The sequence below is a fragment of the Halorarum sp. SLYT50 genome (assembly GCF_059821265.1).
Map to the genome: position 1 here is coordinate 2,957,159 of NZ_CM187555.1, position 25,210 is coordinate 2,982,368.

The following is a 25,210-nucleotide window of genomic DNA, read 5'->3' on the forward strand; positions in this document are numbered from 1 at the left end:
GACCGTCTACCGGACCGAGTCGAGGACGAGTTTCTGCTCGGTGCGCTTGACCTCGTGCTGGACGTCGCGGACCGCGTCGATGTTCGCGGAGATGGAGGTGACCCCCTGTTCGACGAGGAAGTCGACCATCGCGGGTTTCGACCCGGCCTGCCCGCAGATGCTCGTGTCCACGTCGAGTTCGCGGCACGTCTCGATGACGCTCGCGATGAGGTCGAGCACCGCCGGGTGGAGTTCGTCGAACCGGTCGGCCACGTTCTCGTTGTTGCGGTCGACCGCGAGGGTGTACTGCGTCAGGTCGTTCGTCCCGAAGGAGGCGAAGTCGATGCCGCAGTCGGCCATGTCCGCGATGCCGAGCGCGGAGGCGGGCGTCTCGACCATCACGCCCCAGCGGCGCTTCGCCGGGTCGATGCCCGCCTCCTCCATCCGCGCTTTCGCCTGCAGGACGTCCTCGGCGTCGTTGACGAGGGGGAACATGATCTCGACGTTGTCGTACCCCATCTCGTACAGTTGGGCGAACGCCCTGAGTTCCTGCTCGAACACGTCGGGCTTGTCGAGCGACCGACGGATGCCGCGCCAGCCGAGCATCGGGTTGTGCTCGGTCGGTTCGTTCTCGCCGCCCTCCAGTTCGCTGAACTCGTCGGTCGGGGCGTCGAGCGTCCGGGCGCGCACCGGCCGCGGGTAGAACTCCTCGGCGACGGTGCGGATGCCGTCGACCAGTTCGTTCACGTACGCGTCCGCGCCGTGGTCGGCGATGTACTGACCGGGCGTCTTGCCCAGCGACAGCACCATGTGCTCGATGCGGAGCAGTCCGACGCCGTCCGCGCCCGTCGCGGCCGCGCGCTCTGCCGCCTCGGGGATGGAGACGTTCACCTTCACCTCCGTCGCGGTCATCGGCTTCACGGGCGTCTCGGGGCGGACGGCCTCGACGGGTTCGTACTCCTCTACCCCGTCGTCCGTCTCGGGCCGGCCCTGTCGGATGGTGCCCTTGTCGCCGTCGATGGTGACCGTCTGGCCGTCGGAGAGTTCGCGCGTCGCGGACCCCGTGCCCACCACCGCGGGGACGCCGAGTTCGCGCGAGACGATGGCGGCGTGGCTGGTCATCCCGCCCTCGTCGGTGACGATGCCGACCGCGCGCTTCATCGCCGGCACCATGTCGGGCATCGTCATCTCGGTGACGATGATGTCGCCGTCGGCGACCTGGTCGAGGTGGTCGAGTTTCGTCACGACCCGGACGGTCCCCGAGACGACGCCCGGCGAGGCGCCCAGTCCCCGCAGGAGGACGGCGTCACCCTCGCCGCCGTCGGCCGTCCCGCCCGGGTTCGCGTCGGCCGCGCTCGAGGCGCTCCCGCCGTTCGTCCCGGCCGCGTTCACCTCGTTCATCTCGTTCACTCCCTCGCCGGCGACCCCTCCGCCGCGTTCCGCGTCGTCGGGGGAGGCGGCCGCGGACGACTCGGAGATGGTCGTGATGGGCCGCGACTGGAGCATGTAGATGTCGCCGTCGTAGACCGCCCACTCGACGTCCTGCGGGACGCCGTAGTGCTCCTCGACGCGTTCGCCGAGTTCGACGAGGCGCTCGATCTCCCCGTCCGAGAGCACGCGCGCCTCGCGCCTGTCGGCTGCGACCTCGCGTTCGACGGTCTCGCCCGTCTCGGGGTCCTTCTCCATCATCAGTTTCTTGTCGGCCACGGTCACCTCCTCGGCGGTCGCCGTCCCGCGGTCCACGACGTAGTTGTCGGGGGAGACCGCCCCGGACACCACCGCCTCGCCCAGCCCCCACGCCGCCTCGATGATGATGCGCGGCTCGCCGGTCGAGGGGTGCGAGGTGAACATGACGCCGGACTTCTCGGCGTCGACCATCCGCTGGACGACCACGGCGATGTCGACCTCGTCGTGCGGGAACCCCTTCTGCTGGCGGTAGTAGATGGCGCGCTGGGAGAACAGCGACGCCCAGCACTCCTTCACGCGTTCCAGCAGCCGGTCCTCGCGGACGTTGAGGAACGTCTCCTGCTGGCCGGCGAACGACGCGTCGGGGAGGTCCTCCGCTGTCGCGGACGAGCGGACCGCGACGAACGCCTCCTCGCCGTCGACCCCCAGCGAGCGGTACGCGTCGAGCACCTCCGCCCGGACCGACTCCGGGAGGTCGGTGCCGAGGATGAGGTCGTGGGCCGTCCGCTCGGCCTCCTTGAGCGCGGCGCTGTCCTCGGGGTCGATGTCCATCGCGGCGAACAGTTCCTCGTCGATGCCCGCCTCCTCGATGAACGCCCGGTACGTCCCCGCGGTCACCACGAACCCGGGGGGGACCGGGAGCCCCGCGTCGGTGAGTTCGCCCAGGGAGGCCGCCTTCCCGCCGACGGTGTCCAGGTCGTCGGCGGATACGTCGTCCAGCCAGAGTACAGCCATCTCGTGTGGAGGGAGTCCGCCGAACACCTAAAGAACCTTCCGACCGTTCACGACGTGATGAAAAGGGTACTCGGCGGCGAGTACCGGGGCCCCGGACGGCCGGGACACCCTACCGGCGACCCGGCGGCGAGTAGTCGCGTGTTACCGGTCGTAGCGACCGGGACGCGCCCGATACGCACAGACCCGCGGTCGGCGGCGACGCCGCGACTCAGGCCTCGATTATGTCGTCCCCGCCGCGCTCGGGGATTCGAACCTCCCCCTCGAACGCGGTGACCGCGTCGCCGCCGACGGTCGGGGCGTCCCCGTCGGCGGCCCGCACGCGGACGACGCCCGGTCGGTCGACGTAGTGACCCTGTTCGAACGCCATCTCGTCGGGCGTCTCGTCGAAGGCGGCGAAGTGGTCGAGGTAGGAACCGCACGCGCCGGACGCGGTTCCGGTGACTGGGTCCTCGGGGATGCCCGCGCCGGGGACGAAACACCGGCCGTGGAGCGTCGACTCCGCGTCGAGCGTGTCGAACGTGAACGCGTACACGCCGGCGGCGTCGTGGTCGTCGGCCACCGCGGCCACGTCGTCGAAGTCGGGGTCCATCCCGCCGAGGTGTTCGAGGAAGTTCACCGGAACGACGAGGAACGGCAGCCCGGTATCGGCGTACGCCACGGGCAGGTCCGCGCCCACGTCGCGGAACGCGTTCGGGTCACAGCCGAGCGCTTCGCCCAGTCGGTCGTACCCCGCGTCGACTTCGAACACGATCGGCCGGTTCTGCGTCAGCCAGACGCGGCCGTCGTCGGCCACTTCGACGTCGAGGACGCCCACGTTCGTCTCCAGCGTGTGCGTCCCGGCGTCGACGACGCCAGACTCGCGGAGGTAGGCGTGCGAGGCGACGGTGGCGTGCCCGCAGAGGTCCACCTCCGTCGTCGGCGTGAAGTAGCGGACGCGCCGGTCGGCGTCGGCCGAGTCGAGGAGGAACGCCGTCTCGCTCACGGCGAACTCGCGCGCGACGGCCTGCATCTGTGCGTCGTCGAGTCCGTCCGCGTCCGGCACGACGCCCGCCGCGTTCCCCGACAGCGGGTCGGCGGTGAACGCGTCCACCAGCGCGGCGTCACGCGTCTCGTCGGTCATGGCCGCGACTGCGGCCGCCGCGGGTAAAACTTCTCCGTGCCCCGGCGCCGCGCGGTCACGCCTCGCGGCCGTGTCGATTCGGCCGGTGAACCGCCTCTCCCTGAGCCGGGAGGACGGGACCGACGACGCGCACGTCGCTCCCGAGTCCGTCGTACACCGTCGTCGACGCGACGAAGTCCCGGCTCCCGCGGAGGCGTGCGCTCGCCTCCGCCGAGACGGAGTGGACGACGGCGCCGAGCCCGGCGGCGGCGATGCCGCCCGCACACATCGGACACGGCTCGGTGCTCGTGTACATCACCAGCCCGGCGCGCTGTGCCGGGGAGAACTCCCGTGCGGCCCGGTACGCGAGGGTGAGTTCGGGGTGTCGTCGGATGTCGGCGGCGGTGTTGACGGCGTTTCTCGCGACCATCACCCGTTCGCCGTCGGCCGCGCGAACGAGCAGCGAGCCGTAGGGGTCGTCGCCCCGGGCGGCCGCCTGTCTGGCCAGTTCGAGGGCTCGCTCGACGTACGTCTCGTGGTCGAGTGCGTCGAGCGTCTCGGCGTCCATGCGGTCGTGCTACGCGGTGTGTGAACGTGGCTCTATCGACGGTCGGGACAGATTTCGGACACGTCGCTCGGCTCCCGACCCCGACAGGACTATCCGACCGCTCGCATACTCCCCGGATATGACCGAGATTCACCCGGGCCAGCGAGTCGCGGTGCTCGCCGACTCGCAGAACCTCTACCACTCCGCACAGAGCGTCTACTCGCGCAACATCGACTACTCGACGATGCTGGAGAAGGCGGTGCAGAACCGCGAACTCATCCGCGCCATCGCGTACGTCATCCGCGCGGACTCCCCCGAGGAGGAGTCGTTCTTCGAGGCGCTCCGCGACATCGGATTCGAGACGAAGATAAAGGACATCAAGACGTTCGGCGACGGGTCGAAGAAGGCCGACTGGGACGTGGGGATGAGCCTCGACGCCGTGACGCTCGCCGACCACATCGACACCCTCGTGCTCTGTACGGGCGACGGCGACTTCTCGCGGCTCTGCTCGCACCTCCGCCACGAGGGGGTGCGCATCGAGGTGATGAGCTTCGAGTCGTCCACCGCGACGGAACTGAAAGACGAGGCCGACGCGTTCCTCGACATGGGAGAGCGCGAAGAGACGTTCCTACTGTGAGTTCCGCGCCGGACCTCGACGCGCTCCGCACCGTCGCGGACTACCAGTTCGGCGCGGGCGCGGGCGACGCGCTGTTCCCCGACGACTCGGCGACGGTGAAGCGCTCCTCCAGCGGCCGGCCGCGTCAGGTCGTCGCCGACGGGGAGCGACTCGTCTCGTACCTGACCGACGGACGGTTCACCCTCGGAGTCGCCGGCGGGCGACGACTGCGGGCGGCACTCGGCGACGCGTACTCGGTCACCGTGGGCGACGAGAGCGCGCCGTTCGTCCGGGACGGCAAGAACGTGTTCGCCAAGTTCGTCTCGGGCGTCGACCCCGCCGTCCGCCCGCGGGACGAGGTGAGCGTCGTCCACGAGGACGGCACGCTGCTGGCGGTCGGACGCGCGGAACTCTCCGCGGAAGAGATGGGAGACTTCGACACGGGGATGGCGGTGAAGGTACGGTCGGGCGTCGGCCCGGAGAGTGACACGACGCCCTGAAACGCCGGGTTCCCACGTCCCCTCTCGGGGATAAGGCGACCCAAGCACTCGCGGGTACCCCGCGCCAGTCGCTCAGGATAGGGTAGAAATAAATCTAACGCCCAACGATTCGACACGTTCACAGTGCCGTCGTCACGGTGTGGGCGAGCAGGTAGCCCGCTATCGCGCCGCCGTTGACCAGCGGGAGGCCGGCGTGGACGCCGGCGCGTCGGTGGACGACCCACTGGAGTGCGAGGAGACCAAGGAGCGACCCGACGAGCGATCCCCAGACGGGGAGGGGAAGACCGAGCGGGGTCGCCGGGAGGTAGCCGCCCCACGACGCGGCGTCGACGGCAGCGCTCGCGGTCAGCATCGCGGGGAACAGCGCGTCGCCGGCCCCGAGCACCGTCGCGGCGGGCGCGCCGTCGCCGCCGACGCGGAGGCTCGCGTCGTCGTACGCCTCGCTCGTCGGCACGACGAACATCGAGGGGAGCCGGAGGTCCGCGCTCGCGTCGGCCATCGCCGTCATGTGACCCGACCCGTACACGGCGTAGGCGTCGTACAGCGCCGCGAGCACGAGCGCGGCGAGCGCGTACGCCGGGTCGAGACTCGCGCCGAACAGCCCGGCCGCGCCGGCGACGGCGACGACGCCGACGGCGTTGCGGACGGCCGGCCGGGGGGAGCGCCACGCGAGCGCGGTGCCCGCACCCGCCGCGGCCACCGCACCGAGCGGCGAGAGGAACGTGGCGAACGCGAACCACAACGCGGTCCCCACCGAGACGAGCATCACGCCGCGGACGAGCCGCCTGCTCGCACCGTAGCGCACGACGGCCAGCGAGAGGAGCGTCCCGAGCACCACCCCGGCCACCAGCGGGACGAGTGCGTCCGCACCGTCGCCGTAGCTGACGCCCGCGCCGCCGAGTCGCGGCGCGACGAGGAGCGCGAGCAGTTGCACCGCGAGGAACAGCGCGCCGGTCCCGAGCGCGCCGCGGACGCGCGGGTCGCGGAGGCGACCCCTCCGACCGGCCGCGTTCACCTCGTCGCTCACAGGTACGGCGCCAGCCCGAGCGCGTCGACCAGCGATACCCCGACGAGGAGCGAGCCCAGCAGGTAGCCCCCGATGGCGCCGCCGTTGAGCAGCGGGAGGCCGGCGTGCGGGTTCCCCTTCAGGACCATCCGGAGGAGCACGGCGAGACCGAGGAACGTCCCGACGACGGCGAACAGCGCGGGCAGCCCCATCGCCTCCAGCCCCGGGACGCCGAGCGCCGGGGCGGGCGACCAGCGCGCGGCCGAGGCCGCCATCACCGCCGGCATCACCGCGTCGCCGAGGCCGACGAAGAACACCTCGCGCTCGTCCGACTCGGTTCCCTCGGCCGCGCCCGAGAGGTCGTCCTCCAGCAGCGAGTACGACAGCGTGAACGGGATGACGAGCACGACCGGGATGCGGAGGTCCATCACGCCCTCCGCGAGGTCGAGCATGTGCTCGGTGCCGTACACGGAGATGGCGTCGTAGACCGCGAGCACGACGAGCAGGACTACCGCGGGGAGGAGCCCGAAGCTGATGCCGAACAGGCCGGCTGCGCCCGCCCCCATCAGCGCGCCCGCGACGTCGATGACGTACCACTCCGGATACACCCACAGCGCCGCCGCGACCACCAGTGACGCGACGACAGCGACGGTCCCGGGGAGGAACACCGAGAAGACGTACCACGAGAGCGACGCCGACGAGAGGACGATGACGACGCGGACCAGCGCGTCGAGGTCGTACCTGAACGCGGCGAGCATCAGCGCCGTCACCACGAGGATGGCGCCGAGGTAGACGAGGCTGTTCGCCGGGTCCTGCGGGTCCGGCACGGTCTGGTAGCCGGCGGCCTCGAACGTCGGCGCCAGCGACACCGCCCCCAACTGGACCACGAGGAAGACGAGGGCCGCGATGGCGACGCCGCGGGCGGCGCGGGGGTTCATCGGCGACGATTACACCGGCCCCGGTTTGGGGGTTGTGGTTCGGGGGAGGGGTGACTCCCGCACGTCGACCCCGCCGTCGTGCCGCACGGCCGCGACGCTCAAGGGCGCGAGCGTCTTCCGGTTCGAGAGACCCGTGACCGGAGCCACCGACGACGCCCCTCCCCACGAGACGGACGACGCCGCGGACGACGTGAACTACCGCGCGCACCCCGAACGGTACGACGTCGGCCGCGGCGAGGAGGGAGTGTTCAAAACGCAGCCGTACAAGTCCGAACTCCTCCCGCTGTGGGGGTACGCCGACCGCGAGGCGGCCGACGAGGCGGGCGAGGCCGTCTACGAACGGTTCCGTGCGTACGGCGCGGACGGCGACTTCGTCGGGATGGACGTGGCGCGCAAGTACCTCCAGATGGGGTACACGCGGGCGATGCGGTACGCGCGGTACCACGGCGGGCAGAAGTACGAAGACGGCGAGGAGCGCGACCCGGTCCGGTGGGCCGACCACGACAAGCGGGAGGCGGCGCTCGTGTTCGACGCGTGGCTCGAACGCGCCCGGGACGACGACCGGTACCGGGAACTCGAAACTCGCCACCGCGAGCGACACGGCTGAGACCCGGTCGTCGGTATCAGGCTCGTCCGGACGACGCGGCTTCGGGGCCGTCGTCGTCGACGAGCGTCTCGGGTTCGATGCGCGAGAGGCGCATCGCGTTGCCCGTCACGCCGACGGTCATGCCGGCGTCGCCCGCGAGGACGGCCAGCCAGATGGGGACGTAGCCGAACGGCACCGCGAGCGCGAGACCGGCCTTCACCGCGAGGCTCGCGACGACGTTCTGCCGGATGACGGCGTTCGCGTCGTCGGCGAGTTCGTAGAGGTACGGCAGTTTCGCGAGGTCGTCGCCCATCAGCGCGATGTCGGCGGTCTCCAGCGCCGTGTCCGTCCCCGCGGCGCCCATCGCGACGCCGACCGTCGCCGTCGCGAGCGCCGGCGCGTCGTTGATGCCGTCGCCGACCATCGCCACGCCGTCGTGGTCCGCGACGAGTTCCTCGATGGCCGCGACCTTCTCCTCCGGAAGGAGTTCCGCACGGTGTTCGTCGACGCCGACCCGTTCGGCGATGGCCGCCGCGGTCCGTTCGTTGTCGCCGGTGAGCATCACCGTCCGCTCGACGCCGAGGTCCTTCAGCCGCGCGACGGCTCGCTCGGCCTCCGGGCGGACCTCGTCGGCGACGGCGATGAGCCCCTCGAGTTCGTCCTCGGTCCCGACGAGCACCACGGTCTTGCCCTGCGACTGGAGCGCGGGAACCGTGTCGTCGAGGAGGTCGAGACAGCCGTTCCGGTCGCAGAGCTGCCGGGCCGTCCGGGTGACCACGCCGCCGTCGGTGGTCGCGTGGACGTGCGAGAGGTCGAAGCCGAGTTCCTCGAACAGGCCCGGCTTCCCGGCGACGTGGGGGGTGCCGTCCAACTCCGCGCGCACGCCCTTGCCGGTGATGCTCTCGAACTCCTCGACGGCACGCTCGGCGACGCCCGCGTCGCCGGCCGCCACGGTGATGGCTTCGCCGATCGGGTGCTCGCTCCGGCGTTCGAGACCGCGGGCGCACCGGAGGACGTCCGTCTCGTCGTTCCCGTTCAGCGGGACGATGTCGGTCACCGTGAGTTCGCCCCTCGTCAGCGTCCCCGTCTTGTCGAACGCGACGACGTCCACCGCCCCCATCGCTTCGAGGTGGTTACCGCCCTTGATGAGCACGCCGTTCTTCGCCGCGCTCGTGATCCCCGAGACGACCGAGACGGGCGTCGAGATGACGAACGCGCACGGGCACGCCAGCACCAACAGCGTCAGCCCGTAGACCACGGCCGTCGACCACGTGACGCCGAGCAGCGAGGGCGTACTCAGCGTGACGAGGACGGCGAACGCCACGACGACGGGCGTGTAGTACGCCGAGAACCGCTCGACGAACTGCTCGCGCTCCGTCTTGTTGGACTGGGCGTCCTCGACCATCTCGACGATGCGCGAGAGGGTGTCCTCGCCCGCGTCGGAGGTGACCTCGACCTCGAGGTACCCCTCCTCGTTGACGGTGCCGGCGTACACCTCGTCGCCGACCGTCTTGTCCACGGGGACGCTCTCGCCCGTGATGGGTGCCTGATTGACCGCGCTCTCCCCGTCGGTTACCTCGCCGTCCATCGGGATATTCTCGCCCGGCCGCACCACGACGACGTCACCCACCGCCACCCGTTCGACCGGGACCGTCTCCTCGCGCCCGTCCCGCTTGACGGTCGCCTCGTCCGGGGAGAGGTCCATCAGCGACTCGAGCGAAGTGCGCGCGCGGTCCATCGAGTAGCGCTCGAGGAGTTCGGCGACGCTGAACAGGAACGCCAGCGTGGCGGCCTCGAAGTAGAGCGCCTCGCCGAACGCCAGACTCGCCGCCAGCGCGCCGAGGATGGCGACCGACATCAGGAAGTCGATGTCGAGGTTCAGGTTCCGCGCCGAGTAGTAGCCGTTCCGGAGGATGGCCTGCCCGCCGACGGCGACGGCGGCGAGGAACAGCACGTCCGCGAGGAGGAGTTCGCTCCCGAGCAGGGTCGCGACCTGCGCGTTCGCCCCCGTCGCGACGAACTCGAACAGGAGGCCGAGCGCGACGAACCCGCCGCTGACCCACGTCTTGAGCGCGCGAGTGCTCGTCCAGATGCTCCCGTCGGATTCGGCTGCCGCCTCCTCGGCTCCCCCCTCCCCCGTCGTCCCCGTGACCTCGTAGCCGGCGCCCTCGACGGCGGCGACGATATCGCGCTCCGAAACCGCGGTCGCGTCGTACGTGACGACCAGTTTCCCCGTCGTCGGTCGCGTCTCGCGCGCCGAGACGCCGTCGAGTCGGTCGAGCGCGTTCTCGACCTTGCCCGCACACGACGCGCAGTCCATCTCCGGGACGGTGAGCGTGAGCGTCACCGCCTCGTTCCCGCCGTCCTCGACGGCGTAGCCGGCCTTCTCGATGCGCTCGGCGATGGTCGCCGGCGTCGCCCGGTCGGGGTCGAACGAGACGGTGAGCGTGCCCGTCGTGACCCGTGGGTCGACGGTGCCGACGCCGTCCGCTTTTCGCACGCTCGTCTCGACTTTCCCCGCGCACGACGGGCAGTCCATGTCGGGCACGGAGAACTGTGCGACCTTCTCGCCTTCCGCTCCCTCTCCGCGAGGCTCCGCGGCGGAGTCGGGGTGGTCGCGGCTGTGACCGTCGTCGTGGTCGTGACCGTCGGAGTCGTCGTCTGCGTGGGACCCGTGGTCCCTGTCGCGTGGATGCGGGTCCGGGGAGTCCATTGTCGGCGCTAGGCTCGTCGGACGTATTAATCTAGCTGCCACAGAAGCCGCTTCAGATGGTATCGATTAACAACTATACTCGAGCGAATTATTAAATCCGGTCCGATCGCCTCAGTCCTCGGTTGGGGAACCGACCGTCAGAACGGGGACGGCGGCGCCACGCACGACGCGCTCGGCGACGCTCCCGACGAGACGGCGCCCGATACCGGTCCGGCCGTGGGTTCCCACCACGACGACGTCGACGTCGTTCTCGTCCGCGTACCGGAGTATCTGCTCGTCGGGTTTCCCTTCGAGTGCCTCCGTCACGAGTTCGACGTCGGCGTCCGCGGCTCGCGCCTCGACGTCCCGGAACGCCCGGTCGCTCGCCTCTCGACCGAGGTCTCTGAGCGCGTCGCGGACCTCGTCTTTCGAGACGGTCAACGCGCTGGTACCCGTGTCGACGACGAACACCGCGTGGAGGGTCGCCCCGTACGTCTCGGCGAGGTCGACGGCGTGGCGTGCCGCGGCGGTCGCGCGCTCGCCGCCGTCGGTCGCGAGGAGGACGCGCTCGTACACGGCGGTCACTCCCCTCCGGCGGAGCGCTCGACGGCGTCGGCGATTCGCGCCTCGGGCGGGCGAGCGGTCATCCGAGCACCCCGAACCCGAAGCTGGCGAACGGCCAGAAGTAGTACACGGCGACGCCGACGACGAGCGCCGGAATCGTGGTGTAGATGGTGGCGATGATGGCGGCCTTCATGTCGATGGCCATCAGGGGGAACAGCGCGTCACCGTCCTGACTGACGGCGTTCGCCGCCAACGCGGAGAACGGTATCTGGCTCTCGGCGTACAGCCCCGCGAAGACTATCTGCGGGGCGCAACCGGGGACCAGTCCGAGAAGCGCCCCCGCGATGGGCGCGAGCACGCCTGCAGCGGCCGCGAGCGCGCCGATGTCGAGCGCGAAGATCACGATACCGTACTCGTACAGCAGGTAGGCAGCGATGACCCAGACGGTCACCATGCTCGTCTCCATCGCGGCGTGCTGGAACGTCTCGTACGCGCTCTCGAAGTCGTCGCGGATGCGTCCGGCCTCGCCCTCGCCGATGTACCGCCGGCCGACGAAGTGGAGGTAGAACGACAGCGTGGTCCCGACCAGTCCCGCGACGGTGAAGAGACCGAAGAACGTGGGACCCACCTCCAGTGCCACTTCGGGCGCGCCGCGGCGCAGGTACTCGACGCCGGCGGCGAGACCGGCCACGGCGACGACCCACCAGACGACGTGGACGCCGTGACTGAGGGTCGCCATCGGTCCGGACGTGCCGGTGCCGTGGTCGTGGTGGTGGCCGTCGTGGTCCATCTCGTAGCCGGCGACGCTCGGGCCGCCGCTGGCGACGCTGGTCGTGGCGAACCCCCCGTCGGTCACCGGTCGGCTGAGGCGTTCGACGGCCCGGTCGACGCGTCCCACACCCAGCCCCCAGAAGTCGATGGCGTAGCCGAACAGGACGCCCGAGACGAGCGCCAGTCCGTACGCGTACACCGCGGCCTCGGGGGCGAGCGCGAGAATGACGAACGCGGAGTCGCCGGCGGTCGCCGCGAGCGTGGCGACCACCGTCCCGAAGCTGATGGTGCCACGGATGTACAGCGGCATCGCGACGATCGCCCCGCCGCACCCGGGCGTGAGGCCGAGCAGGCCGCCGGCGATGGGCTGGAGACGCTTGTTCTCCTCGAGGAACGTGACGATTCGGCCGCCTGTCCGGTACTGTACGTAGCTGAACAGGAGTACGGTGACGGCGACGAACGCGCTCACCTGCACGAAGCCGTCGCGCACCGAGAAGACCAGGATGTCGAGCGCCTCCTGCACGCCGATCATGACTCACTCCCGTCCCGGCCGTCGTTCACTCGCGCGCTCACGCCGACGAGACGCGTACTGGTCCGCTCGCCGGGGGGTTCTACAGAGTTAGATACACTTCGTTCGGTCGTCATAGACGTTGAATACTCACTGGTGGTGCTCCCAACCATAAAGTAGTTACTACCCAGATTATGAATTAGACTGCTCTAATTCATATCCAGTGGCCATCGACGCGGTAGAGTTACTAGGTTCGCCTCGCCGGGTCACAGCCCCCACTCCTCCCTGAGGTCGGAGATGGGCGTCTCGTCGTCCGACGGCCAGTTGTAGTGGCCGATGGGGTCCGACCCGACCCACCGAGCGTCGACGGGTTCCTCGACGGACTGATAGCGCGTGTCGACGCTGATGCGGAACCGGTCGGTCCGGTTCGACAGCGACCCGTGCAGGAGGTACTGTCCGAAGACGAGGGCGTCGCCCGCCTCGAAGTCCGTCGTCGCCAGTGGCCCGCCGACGGTTTCGACGACGTCGTGGGGGTCCTCCGAGAAGGCGGACTCGAAGACGTCCCGGTCGACGTCCATCTGGCCGTACGTCTCGCGGAGTCGGTCGTGTTCGTGCGACCCCGGGCAGAGGAGCAGCGGTCCCCGTTCGAGCGGGCAGTCGCCGATGGGACGCCACACCGTGTACAGGTTCTCCGTCCCTCGATTCATGAAGATGCGGTCGACGTGGAACCCGGTGAAGTCGCCCGTCGCCTTCGCGCGCCCGAGTTTGCGGTCGAGCGCGAGCGGTTTCGCGTCGAGGAACGACTCGAAGAACGCCATGACGTCGTCGCCCTCGACGAGTTCCTCCAGGTGCGGGTAGTGGGTCCACGACGCCGCGCTCATGTCGAACTTCTCGCCGAAGTAGTCCGGGTGGACCACGCCCTCCTCGACCGGTTCGTCGGGGTGGAGCAGTCCCTCCGCGGTCATGTGGTCGAGAACGTCCTCGCGCGCGTCGCGCACGAGGCCCGGGTCGTGGAACTCCCGGAGGTAGAGGTAGCCGTCCTCGGCCAGTCGGCGGCGGAGCGCCGTCGGGTCGCCCAGCAGGTCGGTGCTGTCGCGCAACTCGACGAGCGCGTCGCCCCCCATCGTCAACTCGTGTTCGCCGACGGAGACGGTCGTCATGGTGAGTACTACCACGCAACACGGGCATAGGTCCTCGGGTTCTCGCGTCGGTGGGCGGCGCTCCCGGTCGGACCCGACGACCTGCCGGCCGCAGTCGGACGCGAGACGGCGTGACCGGTTTCGTATCGCGTGCACCGATTTATCGGGTACGGCGTCTCGACGCGACCGGATTGGGACGATTCCGTCGAATTCGGCACCGACACGCTCCGAGAGGCCGTCATCCGAGTGTCTGACACAGGTTTATACGTCCGGCGACACCGACACGGTGTATGGGAAACCGGGTGGAGGAGTTGGAGACGCAGGTCGCACAGCTACAGGCGGCGGTCGACGGGCTGACCGAGGAACTGGTCGAGACGAAAGAGCGGCTGCGACAGTTGGAGTCGGCGGCCGAACCCGAATCGGCGACCGAGACCGACTCCGACGACGCGCACGCCGAGTTCGTGCCGAACGAGTCGGCCGTCGACGGGGCAGCCGACGCAGACGAATCCGCGGAGGCGCCCCCTACCGATTCCGACGAGGCTAACTCCGCGGACGCCGGAGAGGAGGCCGACGACGGTGAGACGGAAGATTCCGACGACATCATCGTCGCGTAGGCGACGCCCCCCGTGCTGACGGGCGTCCCGTCACACACCACCCATGCACATCAAGGAACTCGTCCTGGACGACTTCAAGAGCTTCGGGCGGACGACCCGCATCCCGTTCTACGAGGACTTCACGGTCGTCACCGGCCCGAACGGCTCCGGCAAGTCGAACATCATCGACGGCGTACTGTTCGCGCTCGGTCTCGCGCGCACCCGCGGCATCCGCGCGGAGAAGCTCACCGACCTCATCTACAACCCCGGCCACGACGACGGCGCCTCGGAGGGGGGGCCCCGGGAGGCGAGCGTCGAGGTGGTTCTCGACAACGCCGACGGGGAACTCGACCGCTCTCAGGTGGTCAACGCCGCCGGGAGCGACGACGTGGGCGACGTCGAGGAGATCCACATCAAGCGGCGCGTCAAGGAGACGGAGGAGAACTACTACTCCTACTACTACCTCAACGGTCGCTCGGTGAACCTCTCGGACGTCCGCGACCTGCTCGCACAGGCGGGGGTCACCCCGGAGGGGTACAACGTCGTCATGCAGGGCGACGTGACCGAGATCATCAACATGACGCCCGGTCAGCGCCGGGAGATACTCGACGAGATCGCCGGCGTCGCGGAGTTCGACGCCAAGAAGGAGGACGCCTTCGAGGAACTGGAGACCGTCGAGGAGCGCATCGACGAGGCGGACCTCCGCATCGGGGAGAAGGAGGACCGCCTCGACCAACTCGCCGACGAGCGCGAGACCGCACTCGAGTACCAGGGCCTCCGCGAGGAGAAGGAGACGTACGAGGGCTACCTGAAGGCCGCGGAACTCGAGGCCAAGCGCGCCGACCTCGCCTCGACTCGCGAGGAGATGGCCGACGAGGAGGACCGCCTCGACGACCTCCGAGCCGAACTGGAGGCGCGGCAGGGCCGCGTCGACGACCTCGCGGACGACCTCGCCGCTCTCAACCGCGAGATCGAACGGAAGGGCGAGGACGAACAGCTCGCAATCAAGTCGGAGATAGAAGAGATAAAGGGCGAGGTCTCGCGGCTGGAGGGGCGAATCGAGAACCAGGAGGAACGAGTCGAGACGGCCGAGACCGAGCGCCGCGAGGCGTTCGTCGCCATCGACCGCAAGAACGAGGAGATCGACGACCTCGAGTCCGACATCCGCGAGACGAAAGTCGAGAAGGCGAACCTGAAGTCGTCGCTCACATCCAAGCGGACGGAACTCGCGGAGGTGGAGGCCGAGATCGACGACGTCGACACCGCGTTCGACGAACTCAAGGCCGACCTCGCGTCGAACAAGGAGCGACTGGAGGAGTTGCGCGCCGAGGAGAACGAACTCCAGCGCGAGAAGGACCGCCTGCTCGACGAGGCGCGCCGGCGTTCGAACGAGATAAGCGACCTCGAGGAGCGACTGGCCGAGACCGAGGAGTCGATTCCGGACCTGAAGCGGCGCGTCTCGGACCTCCACTCGGAACTCGACAAGGCAGAGAAGAACGAGTCCCGAATCGAGGGCGTCATCGAAGACCTCCGCGAGGAGAAGTCCGACGCACAGTCGCGGCTCGAGGGGGTCGAGGAGGACATCCGCGCGAAACAGCAGGAGTACTCCAACTGGAGGCGCGGGCGGACTCCTCGGGCGACGCGTCGTGGCCCCGTTCGGTGACGACGGTGACGAACGCGGACTTCTCGGGCGTCCACGGTCCGGTCGGCGAACTCGCGTCGGTCGAGTCACAGTACGCGAAGGCGTGCGAGACCGCCGCCGGCGGACGGCTGGCGAACGTGGTCGTGGACGACGACGGCGTCGGCTCGGACTGCATCGACTACCTCAAGCGGCGCAACGCGGGTCGCGCGACGTTCCTCCCGCTGACGGAGATGGACCGGCGGGGCCTGCCGAACGCGCCGAGCGACCCGGGCGTCGTCGACTTCGCGCGAAACCTCGTGGAGTACGACGACCGCTACGAGGGCGTCTTCTCGTACGTCCTCGGTTCGACGCTGGTCGTCGAGGAGATGGACACCGCCCGCGAGTGCATGGGCGAGTTCCGGATGGTGACGCTCGACGGCGACCTGGTGGAGCGGTCGGGCGCGATGACCGGCGGCTCCGGCGGCGGGTCGCGCTACGCCTTCTCGAAGTCCGGGAAGGGGAAACTGGAGCGCGTCGCCGAGGAGATTCACTCGCTCGAGGACGACAGGCAGGCGCTCAAGAGCGAAATCGCGGAGGTCGAGGACGACCTGGAGGACGCCCGCTCGCGCGCCGCGGACGCGACCGAGAAGGTGCGCGACATCGAGGCGGACCTCGAACGCGCCGAGGAGACGCTCGAAGAGGAGAAAGCGAACATCGGCGAGTTCGAGGAGCGCATCGCCGACCTGGAGGACGAGCGTGAGTCGGTCGACGAGGAGATGACGGAACTCGACGAGGAGATGGCCGCCCGCGAGGCCGACATCGAAGACGTCGAGAGCGACATCGCCGACCTCGAGGCGGAGTTGGCCGACTCGGCCATCCCCGAACTCTCCGCGCGCGCCGACGAGATTCGCGCGGACATCGAGGAAATCGAAGCGCGGATGGACGACTTGGACGGCGACCTGAACGAACACCAGTTACAGAAGCAGTACGCCGAGGACGCGGTCGACGACCTCCACGACACCGTCGAGGAGGCCCAGGCGAAGAAGGCGGACGCGGAGGAGCGCGTCGCCGAGTTCGAGGCGGCCATCGCGGAGAAGGAGGAGACGCTCGAGGAGAAGCGGGACGCCATCGCCGACCTGGAAGAGGAACTCGCGGACCTCAAGGAGGAGCGCGAGTCGGTCAAGGCGGACCTCGACGAGGCGAAGGCGGCCCGCGACGAGCAGAAGGAGGCCGTCGACCGCGTCGCCTCGACGGTCGAGTCGCTGCGCGAGACGGTCGAGCGACTGGAGTGGGAGATCGAGGAACTCGACGACCAGGTCGGCTCGTACGACCCGGAGGACATCCCGGACCACGACACGGTCGAGTCCGAAATCGAGCGGCTCGACGCGGAGATGGAGGCGCTCGAACCGGTGAACATGCTCGCCATCGACGAGTACGACGAGGTCGAGGCGGACCTCGACGACCTGGAGGAGCGCCGGGGTGTCCTCGCGGACGAGCGCGACGCCATCGAGGAGCGCATCGAGCGGTTCGAGGCGCAGAAGAGGGGCACGTTCATGGACGCGTTCGAGTCCATCGACGCCCAGTTCCGCGACATCTTCGAGCGACTGTCGGCGGGGACGGGCGAACTCGTCCTCGAGGACGAGGCGGACCCGTTCGAGGGCGGGCTGACGATGAGAGCCGAACCGGGGGACAAGCCCGTCCAGCGGCTCGACGCGATGTCGGGCGGGGAGAAGTCGCTGACCGCGCTCGCGTTCATCTTCGCCATCCAGCGGCACAACCCCGCCCCGTTCTACGCGCTCGACGAGATCGACGCGTTCCTCGACGCGGTCAACGCCGAGCGGGTCGGCGAGATGGTGGACGAACTCGCGAGCGAGGCCCAGTTCGTCGTGGTCAGTCACCGCTCGGCGCTGCTCGAACGCTCCGAGCGCGCCATCGGGGTGACGATGCAGGACGACAACGTCTCGGCGGTCACCGGCATCCAGTTGGGCGAGGGCGGCGACCCGGTCGAACCGGAGGCGAGCGCGGATGACTGAGACGCCCGGCGGCGTCTCGCCCGCGGACGCCACCGATGACGAGGAGGCCGAACCGGTCGAACTCCTGGTCCAACTCGCCGAGGACGGCGAGATCGACCCCTGGGACATCGACGTGGTCGAGGTGACGGACGCGTTCCTCGCACTGCTCGACGAGTCGGACCTCCGGACCGGCGGGCGCGCGCTGTTCTACGCCAGCGTCCTGCTCCGGATGAAGTCCGACGCGATGCTCGGCGAGGACGAGGAGGACCGAGAGCCCGACGTCGAACCCTGGGAGGCGGCGTTCGAGGGGAGCGCCGGCGGACCGGGGGGTCCCGACGACGCGCCCGGTCCCGGGTTCGACCCGGTGGACGCGCTCGAAGACGAGATGGACCGCCGGCTGGAGCGCAAGTCCACTCGCGGCTCCCCGGAGACGCTCGACGAACTCGTCCGCGAACTGCGGGAGGCAGAGCGGGGGTCGTGGTGGAAGGAGTCGCGCGAGTACGACACCAGCGACTCCCCCCGCGGTTTCTCGCGGGGCACCCAGACGCTGGAGTACCACGGCGCCGACGAGTTCCGCCGCGAGGGGGAACCCGGCGAGAACGACGTGACCGGGACGACCCACGCGGAGGACATCGAGTCGGTCATCGACGACGTGCGCGCGCGTCTCCGCACGCAGTACGAGCGCGGCCGCGCGGAGGTGCTGTTCCGCGAGGTGCGCGACGCCGCCGAGACCCCCGTGATGACGTACCTCGCGCTGCTGTTTCTCGCGCACCGCGGGGAGATACGGCTCCAGCAGGACGACCCCTTCGGCGACCTCTGGGTGCGCGACCCGGCCGCCGCGGACGTCGGCGACGAGGCGACGGCGGACTGAGACCGGGACCGGAGCGACTGGGGCGTCGTCAGTCGAGGTAGTCGCCGACGAGTGGGTCGAGTCTCTCGCGCGTCTCCTGCGGTATCGCCTCCGCGGGCGTGTTGATGGCTCCCGCCAGCGAGCCGTGCGCTTCGCAGTCCACGTCGTCGGGGAGCGTCTCGATGGCGCGCTCGACGGTGTCCTTGATGGCCGTCTCGTTCGCGGCGGCGTTGTCGAGCACCTCCTGGAGAGTCACCTCGCTGTCGGCCTTCCACACGTCGTAGTCGGTGACGCCCGCGACCGTCGCGTACGCCATCTCGGCCTCGCGCGCCAGTTTCGCCTCGGGTATCGCGGTCATGCCGACGACGTCCCACCCCTGCGAGCGGTAGAACTCCGACTCGGCGCGCGTGGAGAACTGCGGCCCCTCGATGCAGACGTACGTCCCCCCCTCCTCGACGTCGGCGTCCGTCGCCTCGCGCGCGGCGTCCGCGAGGTGGCCGGCCAGTTCGGGCGAGTACGGCCGCGCGAACGACTGGTGGACGACGACTCCGTCGCCGAAGAATGAGAGGTCGCGCCGTTTCGTCCGGTCGTATATCTGGTCGGGGACGACGAGCGTCCGCGGCGGGAGGTCCTCGCGGAGCGACCCGACGGCGTTGCTCGCGAGGACGTACTCGACGCCCGCCTGCTTCAGCGCGTACACGTTCGCCCTGTACGGGAGGTCGGTCGGGGAGCGCTGGTGGTCCGGCCCGTGACGGGGGAGGAACACCACCTCCCGGCCGGTCGACCCGAACTCGCCGACTTCGAGCGGCGCGCTCGGGTCGCCGAACGGCGTCGTCACGTCCTCCGTGCGGGTGTTCGTGAGCGGGAGCGCCTCGTAGATGCCGCTGCCGCCGATGAAACCGATTGTCATCCTCGGATACCCCGTTCGAAGGGGGTTGGTTAAAGGACCGGGGTCATCCTCGGCGGCGCCCAGGCGTCCTCCACGTCCCCGACGCCGTCGTAGCTGGTCGAATCCCGCGACGGATATGTGACCATTATAGTTCGATAATTTTACCAGTAACTGTGAAGGTAAATTGCCCAAGAAAATGTCGTAGATAATGTAGTTAATACCTATACTTGTGGGATTCGGTAATCTCATTGAAATATGAGCCGGCAGCGAGACGTGGAAGGCGAAACCGAAGGACGTGACCGGAGTAGTGAGGGAGGACGTAACCGGGTTCCGTCGTTGTTTCGACGCACGCTCCTGCGGGGGGCGGCAGCCGGTGTCTCTCTGACCGGAGCAGCATCGGTCGTCCGAGCGGAAGCGGAGCCGACCGACGAGACGTACCCGAACGAGATCGTGATTTCCGGGCGCGACGCTCCGGGCGAGGCGACCTACGAGTTCCAGACCACCAGGGGGGTTGAGGCGATGGAGAGCCCCGCGGGCGACTCCACCGACGGAACGACTGCGTGGGGGGCCGTCACCGGCTGGATGGACGGGTATCGCTTCGCCGGCGACATCGTCTACTTCCGGTACGACGGTCCCCTCCGCGTCTTCGTCAACGGGACCGAGGTCTCTCCGGACGCGCTGGGAGCGGAGATGCGAGTCGTCAGGGTCGACGGGCGGGAGTACGCCGAGGGGGCCGCGTACGAGTTCACGGTCTCCGGACGGGTCTTCGCGCTCTCGACGGGCGACAACGCCGACGGGACCCGCGCGTGGGGGAAGGTCGCCAACTGGTACGACGAGTACGAGTTCCTCGGCGAACTCACTGGGTTCTACCACGAGGGCGACCTCGACCTGTACGTCGACGGGGAGGCTCTCGACCCGGATGCGGTCGGAGCGGACGTCTCGCTCGACGGAAACACCCGTGAGGAATTCCGGGACCGGGGGATGACGTTCACGAACTTCGAGAACGGACTCGAGGGGTGGGTCTCGACCGGCGGTACGCTCTCTCACGACACGACGAGGGCCTTTCAGGGGGAGGGTTCGGCGCGTATCTCCGGGAGCGACGCGTTCATCGGTATGGCACGACGCTTCGACGGACTGGACCTCTCGAACCGGGACCTCTCTTTCGCGGCGACCCTCACACGGCCGCGGAACCCACTACTCAGTCGACAGCTCAAGGTGCGCCTGCTCGCGCCAGACTGGAACAACCACCTCACGATGGAGCGGATAATCGAAAGCGACTACGGGTGGGTTCGGCTCGACTTCGGTCCCGCGGACTCCGTCGGTGACCCGGACTTGACGGACGTCCGTGAGATCCGCATCGACATGTGGACCGACGGCGAGTTCAGGAGTCTCAACGTCGACGCGATCAGAACGACGCCGAAATCCGGCCGGGGAAAGGTGATCCTCACCTTCGACGACAACCACCTCAGCCAGTACACGACGGCGTACCCCATCATGCGGCGGTACGGCTTCCCGGGCGTCTGCGCAATAAATCCGCGCTGGGTGGGCATCGACGGGAGGATGGCGCTGGCGCAGATACACGACCTCAGGGACGCAGGGTGGGAGATGGTGTCCCACCCCCACTACCCACGCGGCGAGGACGAAGAGCCCCTCTACGCCTTCCCGCCCGACTACCAGCGGCGGGTCATCGAGTCGGACAAGCGGTGGTTCATCGAGAACGGCTTGGAGCAGAGCGTGAACAACCTCATCTGGCCGAAGGGAGAGTTCGACGAGGACCTGATGAACATCGCCACCGACTACCACCGCCTCTGTTTCGGTCAACGGCGCGCATCCGTCGGGAGAGTCATCACCGAGCCGGGAATCGTGGCGCGAGTGAGAGGCGACCGTGTCGCCGAGACGAAGCGGGCGATCGAGATGGCCGAGCGGTATCAAACGGTGACGATAGTGATGTACCACATGATCGGGAAGACGGAGAACCGGGTTTCGACCGAGGAGTTCGAGGAGACGATGGCGTTTCTCTCCGACAAGGAGGTCGACGTCATCACCGCTTCCCAGTTCGCGGCGATTCAAGAGGGGTACTGAGTCGGTGAGCCTCCGCCCCGACCCGTCCTAACGAGTCGTCGGGCCCCTCCCCCGAGACCGACCGATCTCGTACCGGCGGCGGGGACGCGAGTCCACGGTCGATCGGAGCGGTACAGGCGGGACCCTCGGGCGAATAGTTTTGCCCTCTCGCGGACAGCGACCGGTATGTCCGACGAGCGCGGGCCGGTCGAGTTCGACGCGGTGGACGTGCTCCGATTCCTCCTCGAACTCGCGGCGCTCGGGGCGGTCGGCTACTGGGGCTGGACGACGCACGCGGGCGCGGCGCGGTGGGGGTGGGCGCTCGGCGCGCCGCTCGCGTTCGCGCTCGTCTGGGGGACGTTCCGCGTCGAGAACGACCCCGGTCCGGCGCCGGTGGCGATTCCGGGCCCCGCCCGACTCGCCGTCGAAGCGGTCCTGTTCGCCGCCGCGGCGCTCGCGCTCTCGGTCGCCGGCCGCCCCCTGTTCGGCGGGGTCCTCGCCACGCTCGTCGTCGTCCAGTACGCGCTGGACTCCCACCGCGTGCGGTGGCTCCTGACGGGCGGGTGACCGGGAGCCGAGTCCGGTCGGGCCGCATGCGACACTCCATTACGGGAGCGAGAGTCGGGTGTTCGGTCGCGTCACAGGTCGACGACGTAGACGGCCCCGGCGTTCTCGTCCGTCCCGGGGGCGCCGACCGCGGCGCGACCCTCTCCGAGGGAGACGGCGTCTCCGAACCCGTCGTCGGGGTCCGACACCTCCGGGACCAGTTTCGTCCGCTGGTTCCACCCGTCCTCCGTGCGCTCGAACAGGTACGCGCTCCCGCCGCGGCCCCGTTCCGACGCGCCGACGAGGAGCGTCTCTCCCCGGAGCGCGAGCGCCGACCCGAAGACGTCCAGCCGTTGTGCGTCGGTCGGCGTCAGCCGCGCCGCTCGCTCCCACTCCGAGCCCGTCCGTCGATAAACGTAGACAGCGCCGGCTGACTCCTCCTCGTTCGCCGCCCCGACGGCCACCGTGTCGCCGTCGCCGTCGACGGCCCGCCCGAACTGGCGCGCCTCGCTCGGCTGGAGTGTGGCGGTCCGCTCCCACCCCGTCGGCGCGCGTTCGAACACGTACGCCGCGCCTTCACCGTCGGGGTACGAAGTGCCGTACACGGGCGCGCCCACCACGGCGGCGTCGCCGGAGAGCGCCCCCCGTTCGAGGGCACCGTACGGCGCCCCGGTCGCGAACGCGGCCGTCCGCTCCCACCCTTCGTCGCCCCGCTCGTACGCGTACGCCGCGTTGTTCGGCGAAATCACCAGGCCGGTCGTCCCGTCCACGTCGACGTCGGCGCCGAAGACGACCCCGGCCCGTTCCGGACGGAGTTTCCGGCGCTGCGTCCAGGTCCCGTCGACCCGTTCGAACACGTAGACGGCGCCGGCACCGGGCCCTGCCTCCTCGTCCGTCGGCGCCCCGACGAACGCCGTGTCGCCGTCGACGGCCACGTCGAAGCCGAAGAGATTCGAGGACTCGTCGTCCGTCGCTCCGGTGAACGCGCCCGACTGCGTCCAGGTCCCGTCGACCCGTTCGAACACGTAGGCCGCGTCCGACCCCGCGAGTGGCGCGCCGGCGAACAGCGTCGATTCGCCTCCCAGCGCGACCGAGCGCCCGAAGCCGACGACGCCGTCCGACGCGACCAGCTTCGTCATCTCCGTCGGCGCGGAGACGTGACACGGGAGCCCGACCTCCAACCGGTGCGTCCCCGGCTCGAACGTCCTCGTCGTCGCGTCGAGGAGTCGCTGCTCTGCGTCGAAGGAGAACCCGCCGGCAGGCAGGGAGTACACCGCGAGCGAGAGGGTCGGAGTCGCGCCGTCCGCGACTTCGAACTCCACCGAGGCCGTCCCCCCGCTCACCCGGATGGGGTCGGCGGTGACGCGCCGTCGGACGCCGTCCGCGAGGGAGTTGAGCCACGTGTCGCGCGCGACGAGTCCCTGTTCGTCGCCGTGCGCGTACTGGACGAGGCGGTTCTGCCGGCCGTAGAACGCGCCCGGCGTCTCTCCGAGCGTCTCGATGGGGTCGCCCGCGACGAGGTCCACCTGGTAGTAGCACTCCTCCTCCGCTCCGTCGGGTTGGGCGCCCCCGAGTCCCGCGCCGCCGAGAACGCCGGCCGTGACCGCTCCGACCCGGAGCGCGCGCCGCCGCGTGATACCGATATCTCGTCTCATCGTTCCGTGTACGTGTCGGTGAGACAACTAGTCCATAAACGTGTGTGACCGATTGCTTCTCCGACAGCGACACGTACCGTGGAATAAGCCACGCCGTCGTAGCCGTGTGCTCGCCGTCTGGTTTCGCGCGACGGTGAACGGGGGCGGACGACACGAGAGGAACGACCGGGCCGTCGGAACTAGCGCTCCCGTCGACGCCGCTGTGAGACCCACACGTATTTCAGCGCAGCGTCCCGAACTGCGGGGGGATGTTACTCGCGGGGACGGTCATCGCGGACGCGACGACGGTCGTCGAGGACGGCGCGCTCGTGGTCGAGGGCGACACGGTCGTCGCCGTCGGGGAGCGGACGGACCTGCTCGACCGCTACCCCGACCACGAGCGACGGTCGTTCGACGTGCTGCTCCCGGGACTCGTCGGCGGCCACGTCCACTCGGTCCAGTCGCTCGGACGCGGCATCGCGGACGACGCTCCGCTGCTCGAGTGGTTGTTCGACCACGTCCTCCCGATGGAGGCGGGACTCGACGCCGAGGGGATGCGCCTCGCGGCCGAACTCGGCTACCTGGAGTGCATCGAGTCGGGCGTCACGACGGTGGTGGACCACCTCTCGGTCAACCACGCGGACGAGGCGTTCGCGGCCGCCGGCGACCTGGGCATCCGGGGCCGCATCGGGAAGGTGTTGATGGACAGGGAGTCGCCGCCGGGACTGGAGGAGGACACCGACGACGCGCTCGCGGCCTCGGAGGCACTCATCCGCCGTCACCACGGCGCGCACGGCGGCCGCATCCGGTACGCGCTGACGCCGCGGTTCGCCGTCTCGTGTACCGAGGCGTGCCTGCGGGGGGCGCGCGACCTCGCCGACCGGTACGAGGGCGTCCGGATACACACCCACGCGAGCGAGAACCGCGAGGAGGTGGCCACCATCGAGCGCGAGACGGGGATGCGCAACGTCCACTGGCTCGACGAGGTGGGGCTGACCGGGGAGGACGTGGTGCTCGCGCACTGCGTCCACACCGACGAGTCCGAGCGGGAGGTGCTCGCCGAGACGGGGACGCACGTCACCTACTGTCCGTCGTCGAACATGAAACTCGCCTCCGGCGTCGCCCCCGTCCGCGACTACCTCGACCGGGGCATCAACGTCGCGCTCGGGAACGACGGCCCACCGTGTAACAACACGCTCGACCCCTTCACCGAGATGCGCCAGGCCAGCCTGCTCCAGAAGGTGGAGTCGCTCGACGCGACGAGCCTCCCCGCTCGACGGGTGTTCGAGATGGCGACGCTGAACGGGGCGCGCGCGGCGGGGTTCGAGCGGGTGGGAGCGCTCCGGGAGGGGTGGAAGGCCGACGTCGTCGGTCTGTCGACGGACGTCACGCGGGCGACGCCGCTCCACGACGTGCGCTCGCACCTCGCGTTCGCCGCCCACGGCGACGACGTGCGCTTCACGATGGTCGACGGCGAGGTGCTGTACGCGGACGGCGACCTCCGGACGGGCGACGCCGACGCGATCCGCGAGCGCGCGCGCTCGTTCGACGTGCCGGGCGTCGCGTGAGACGCCAGGGGGCGGTCGGCGATTGGGAGTCGTCCTGCGACGTGCGCGCGTGCAGTGCCCACAGAGTGAT

General features: G+C 69.5%; 19 protein-coding genes and 1 pseudogene. 9 read left to right on the plus strand and 11 right to left on the minus strand.

The annotated features are described in order from the left end of the window. Window positions 1–6: 6 nt before the first annotated feature. From ppsA to AC6RUA_RS15485, 3 genes are all read right to left on the minus strand, one after another. Window positions 7–2,400, minus strand: coding sequence for a phosphoenolpyruvate synthase (gene ppsA / locus AC6RUA_RS15475; protein WP_499813888.1), 2,394 nt, complete (start codon window positions 2,398–2,400; stop codon window positions 7–9). A 208-nt stretch (window positions 2,401–2,608) separates the two neighbouring features. Then, window positions 2,609–3,520, minus strand: a complete 912-nt coding sequence (locus tag AC6RUA_RS15480) for a PhzF family phenazine biosynthesis protein (protein ID WP_499813889.1) — start codon at window positions 3,518–3,520, stop codon at window positions 2,609–2,611. 55 nt (window positions 3,521–3,575) lie between these two features. Continuing rightward, window positions 3,576–4,067 (minus strand): deaminase, encoded by a 492-nt coding sequence (locus AC6RUA_RS15485; RefSeq protein ID WP_499813890.1) that lies wholly within the window; start codon window positions 4,065–4,067, stop codon window positions 3,576–3,578. Window positions 4,068–4,185: 118 nt separating this feature from the next. Between AC6RUA_RS15485 and AC6RUA_RS15490 the strand changes: the two genes are divergently transcribed. Together AC6RUA_RS15490 and AC6RUA_RS15495 are read left to right on the plus strand one after the other, a co-directional pair. Beyond that, window positions 4,186–4,683 carry a LabA-like NYN domain-containing protein gene (locus tag AC6RUA_RS15490; RefSeq protein WP_499813891.1) on the plus strand — a complete coding sequence of 166 codons (498 nt, stop codon included), beginning with the start codon at window positions 4,186–4,188 and terminating at the stop codon, window positions 4,681–4,683. Further along, window positions 4,680–5,162 carry a PUA domain-containing protein gene (locus AC6RUA_RS15495; RefSeq protein ID WP_499813892.1) on the plus strand — a complete coding sequence of 161 codons (483 nt, stop codon included), beginning with the start codon at window positions 4,680–4,682 and terminating at the stop codon, window positions 5,160–5,162. Before AC6RUA_RS15490 ends, AC6RUA_RS15495 begins: the two co-directional genes overlap by 4 nt. A 118-nt stretch (window positions 5,163–5,280) precedes the next feature. Here the strand turns inward: AC6RUA_RS15495 and AC6RUA_RS15500 are convergent, their stop codons facing one another. Beyond that, on the minus strand, window positions 5,281–6,189 hold the full coding sequence (locus AC6RUA_RS15500) for a presenilin family intramembrane aspartyl protease PSH (protein ID WP_499813893.1): 909 nt from the start codon (window positions 6,187–6,189) through the stop codon (window positions 5,281–5,283). After that, window positions 6,186–7,106 carry a presenilin family intramembrane aspartyl protease PSH gene (locus tag AC6RUA_RS15505; protein ID WP_499813894.1) on the minus strand — a complete coding sequence of 307 codons (921 nt, stop codon included), beginning with the start codon at window positions 7,104–7,106 and terminating at the stop codon, window positions 6,186–6,188. Before AC6RUA_RS15505 ends, AC6RUA_RS15500 begins: the two co-directional genes overlap by 4 nt. 133 nt (window positions 7,107–7,239) lie before the next feature. Here AC6RUA_RS15505 and AC6RUA_RS15510 point away from each other — a divergent pair, with 133 nt between their 5' ends. After that, window positions 7,240–7,713: a DUF4385 family protein gene (locus AC6RUA_RS15510; protein ID WP_499813895.1), complete on the plus strand. Its 474-nt coding sequence runs from the start codon at window positions 7,240–7,242 to the stop codon at window positions 7,711–7,713. 16 nt (window positions 7,714–7,729) lie between these two features. Here the strand turns inward: AC6RUA_RS15510 and AC6RUA_RS15515 are convergent, their stop codons facing one another. The 4 genes from AC6RUA_RS15515 to AC6RUA_RS15530 all read right to left on the minus strand — a co-directional run bounded on the left by AC6RUA_RS15515 (window position 7,730) and on the right by AC6RUA_RS15530 (window position 13,387). Continuing rightward, window positions 7,730–10,405: a heavy metal translocating P-type ATPase gene (locus AC6RUA_RS15515; protein WP_499813896.1), complete on the minus strand. Its 2,676-nt coding sequence runs from the start codon at window positions 10,403–10,405 to the stop codon at window positions 7,730–7,732. A 111-nt stretch (window positions 10,406–10,516) separates the two neighbouring features. Then, entirely contained in the window at window positions 10,517–10,960 is a 444-nt protein-coding gene (locus AC6RUA_RS15520) for a universal stress protein (RefSeq protein WP_499813897.1), read from the minus strand. Window positions 10,961–11,027: 67 nt separating this feature from the next. After that, complete coding sequence (locus AC6RUA_RS15525; RefSeq protein WP_499813898.1) at window positions 11,028–12,251, minus strand: putative manganese transporter; 1,224 nt, start codon at window positions 12,249–12,251, stop codon at window positions 11,028–11,030. 242 nt (window positions 12,252–12,493) lie between these two features. Further along, on the minus strand, window positions 12,494–13,387 hold the full coding sequence (locus tag AC6RUA_RS15530) for a phytanoyl-CoA dioxygenase family protein (RefSeq protein WP_499813899.1): 894 nt from the start codon (window positions 13,385–13,387) through the stop codon (window positions 12,494–12,496). A gap of 269 nt (window positions 13,388–13,656) precedes the next feature. Here AC6RUA_RS15530 and AC6RUA_RS15535 point away from each other — a divergent pair, with 269 nt between their 5' ends. The 3 genes and pseudogenes from AC6RUA_RS15535 (at window position 13,657) to AC6RUA_RS15545 (ending at window position 18,463) form a co-directional block, all read left to right on the plus strand. Next, window positions 13,657–13,980, plus strand: a complete 324-nt coding sequence (locus AC6RUA_RS15535) for a DUF7518 family protein (RefSeq protein WP_499813900.1) — start codon at window positions 13,657–13,659, stop codon at window positions 13,978–13,980. 43 nt (window positions 13,981–14,023) lie between these two features. Next, window positions 14,024–17,613: pseudogene (gene smc, locus AC6RUA_RS15540) on the plus strand (chromosome segregation protein SMC). After that, window positions 17,606–18,463, plus strand: coding sequence for a segregation/condensation protein A (locus AC6RUA_RS15545; protein ID WP_499813901.1), 858 nt, complete (start codon window positions 17,606–17,608; stop codon window positions 18,461–18,463). The pseudogene smc and the gene AC6RUA_RS15545 overlap by 8 nt, the downstream one beginning before the upstream one ends. Window positions 18,464–18,491: 28 nt before the next feature. On the opposite strand, the gene mtnP is transcribed toward AC6RUA_RS15545, so the two are convergent. Next, complete coding sequence (gene mtnP / locus AC6RUA_RS15550; protein ID WP_499813902.1) at window positions 18,492–19,352, minus strand: S-methyl-5'-thioadenosine phosphorylase; 861 nt, start codon at window positions 19,350–19,352, stop codon at window positions 18,492–18,494. 429 nt (window positions 19,353–19,781) lie between these two features. Between mtnP and AC6RUA_RS15555 the strand changes: the two genes are divergently transcribed. Next, complete coding sequence (locus tag AC6RUA_RS15555; protein WP_499813903.1) at window positions 19,782–21,413, plus strand: polysaccharide deacetylase family protein; 1,632 nt, start codon at window positions 19,782–19,784, stop codon at window positions 21,411–21,413. A gap of 165 nt (window positions 21,414–21,578) precedes the next feature. Further along, complete coding sequence (locus AC6RUA_RS15560; protein ID WP_499813904.1) at window positions 21,579–21,959, plus strand: YrdB family protein; 381 nt, start codon at window positions 21,579–21,581, stop codon at window positions 21,957–21,959. 71 nt (window positions 21,960–22,030) lie between these two features. Here the strand turns inward: AC6RUA_RS15560 and AC6RUA_RS15565 are convergent, their stop codons facing one another. Continuing rightward, window positions 22,031–23,593 (minus strand): FG-GAP repeat protein, encoded by a 1,563-nt coding sequence (locus AC6RUA_RS15565; protein WP_499813905.1) that lies wholly within the window; start codon window positions 23,591–23,593, stop codon window positions 22,031–22,033. Window positions 23,594–23,841: 248 nt separating this feature from the next. Here AC6RUA_RS15565 and AC6RUA_RS15570 point away from each other — a divergent pair, with 248 nt between their 5' ends. Continuing rightward, window positions 23,842–25,140: a 5'-deoxyadenosine deaminase gene (locus AC6RUA_RS15570; protein WP_499813906.1), complete on the plus strand. Its 1,299-nt coding sequence runs from the start codon at window positions 23,842–23,844 to the stop codon at window positions 25,138–25,140. Window positions 25,141–25,210 lie beyond the last annotated feature (70 nt).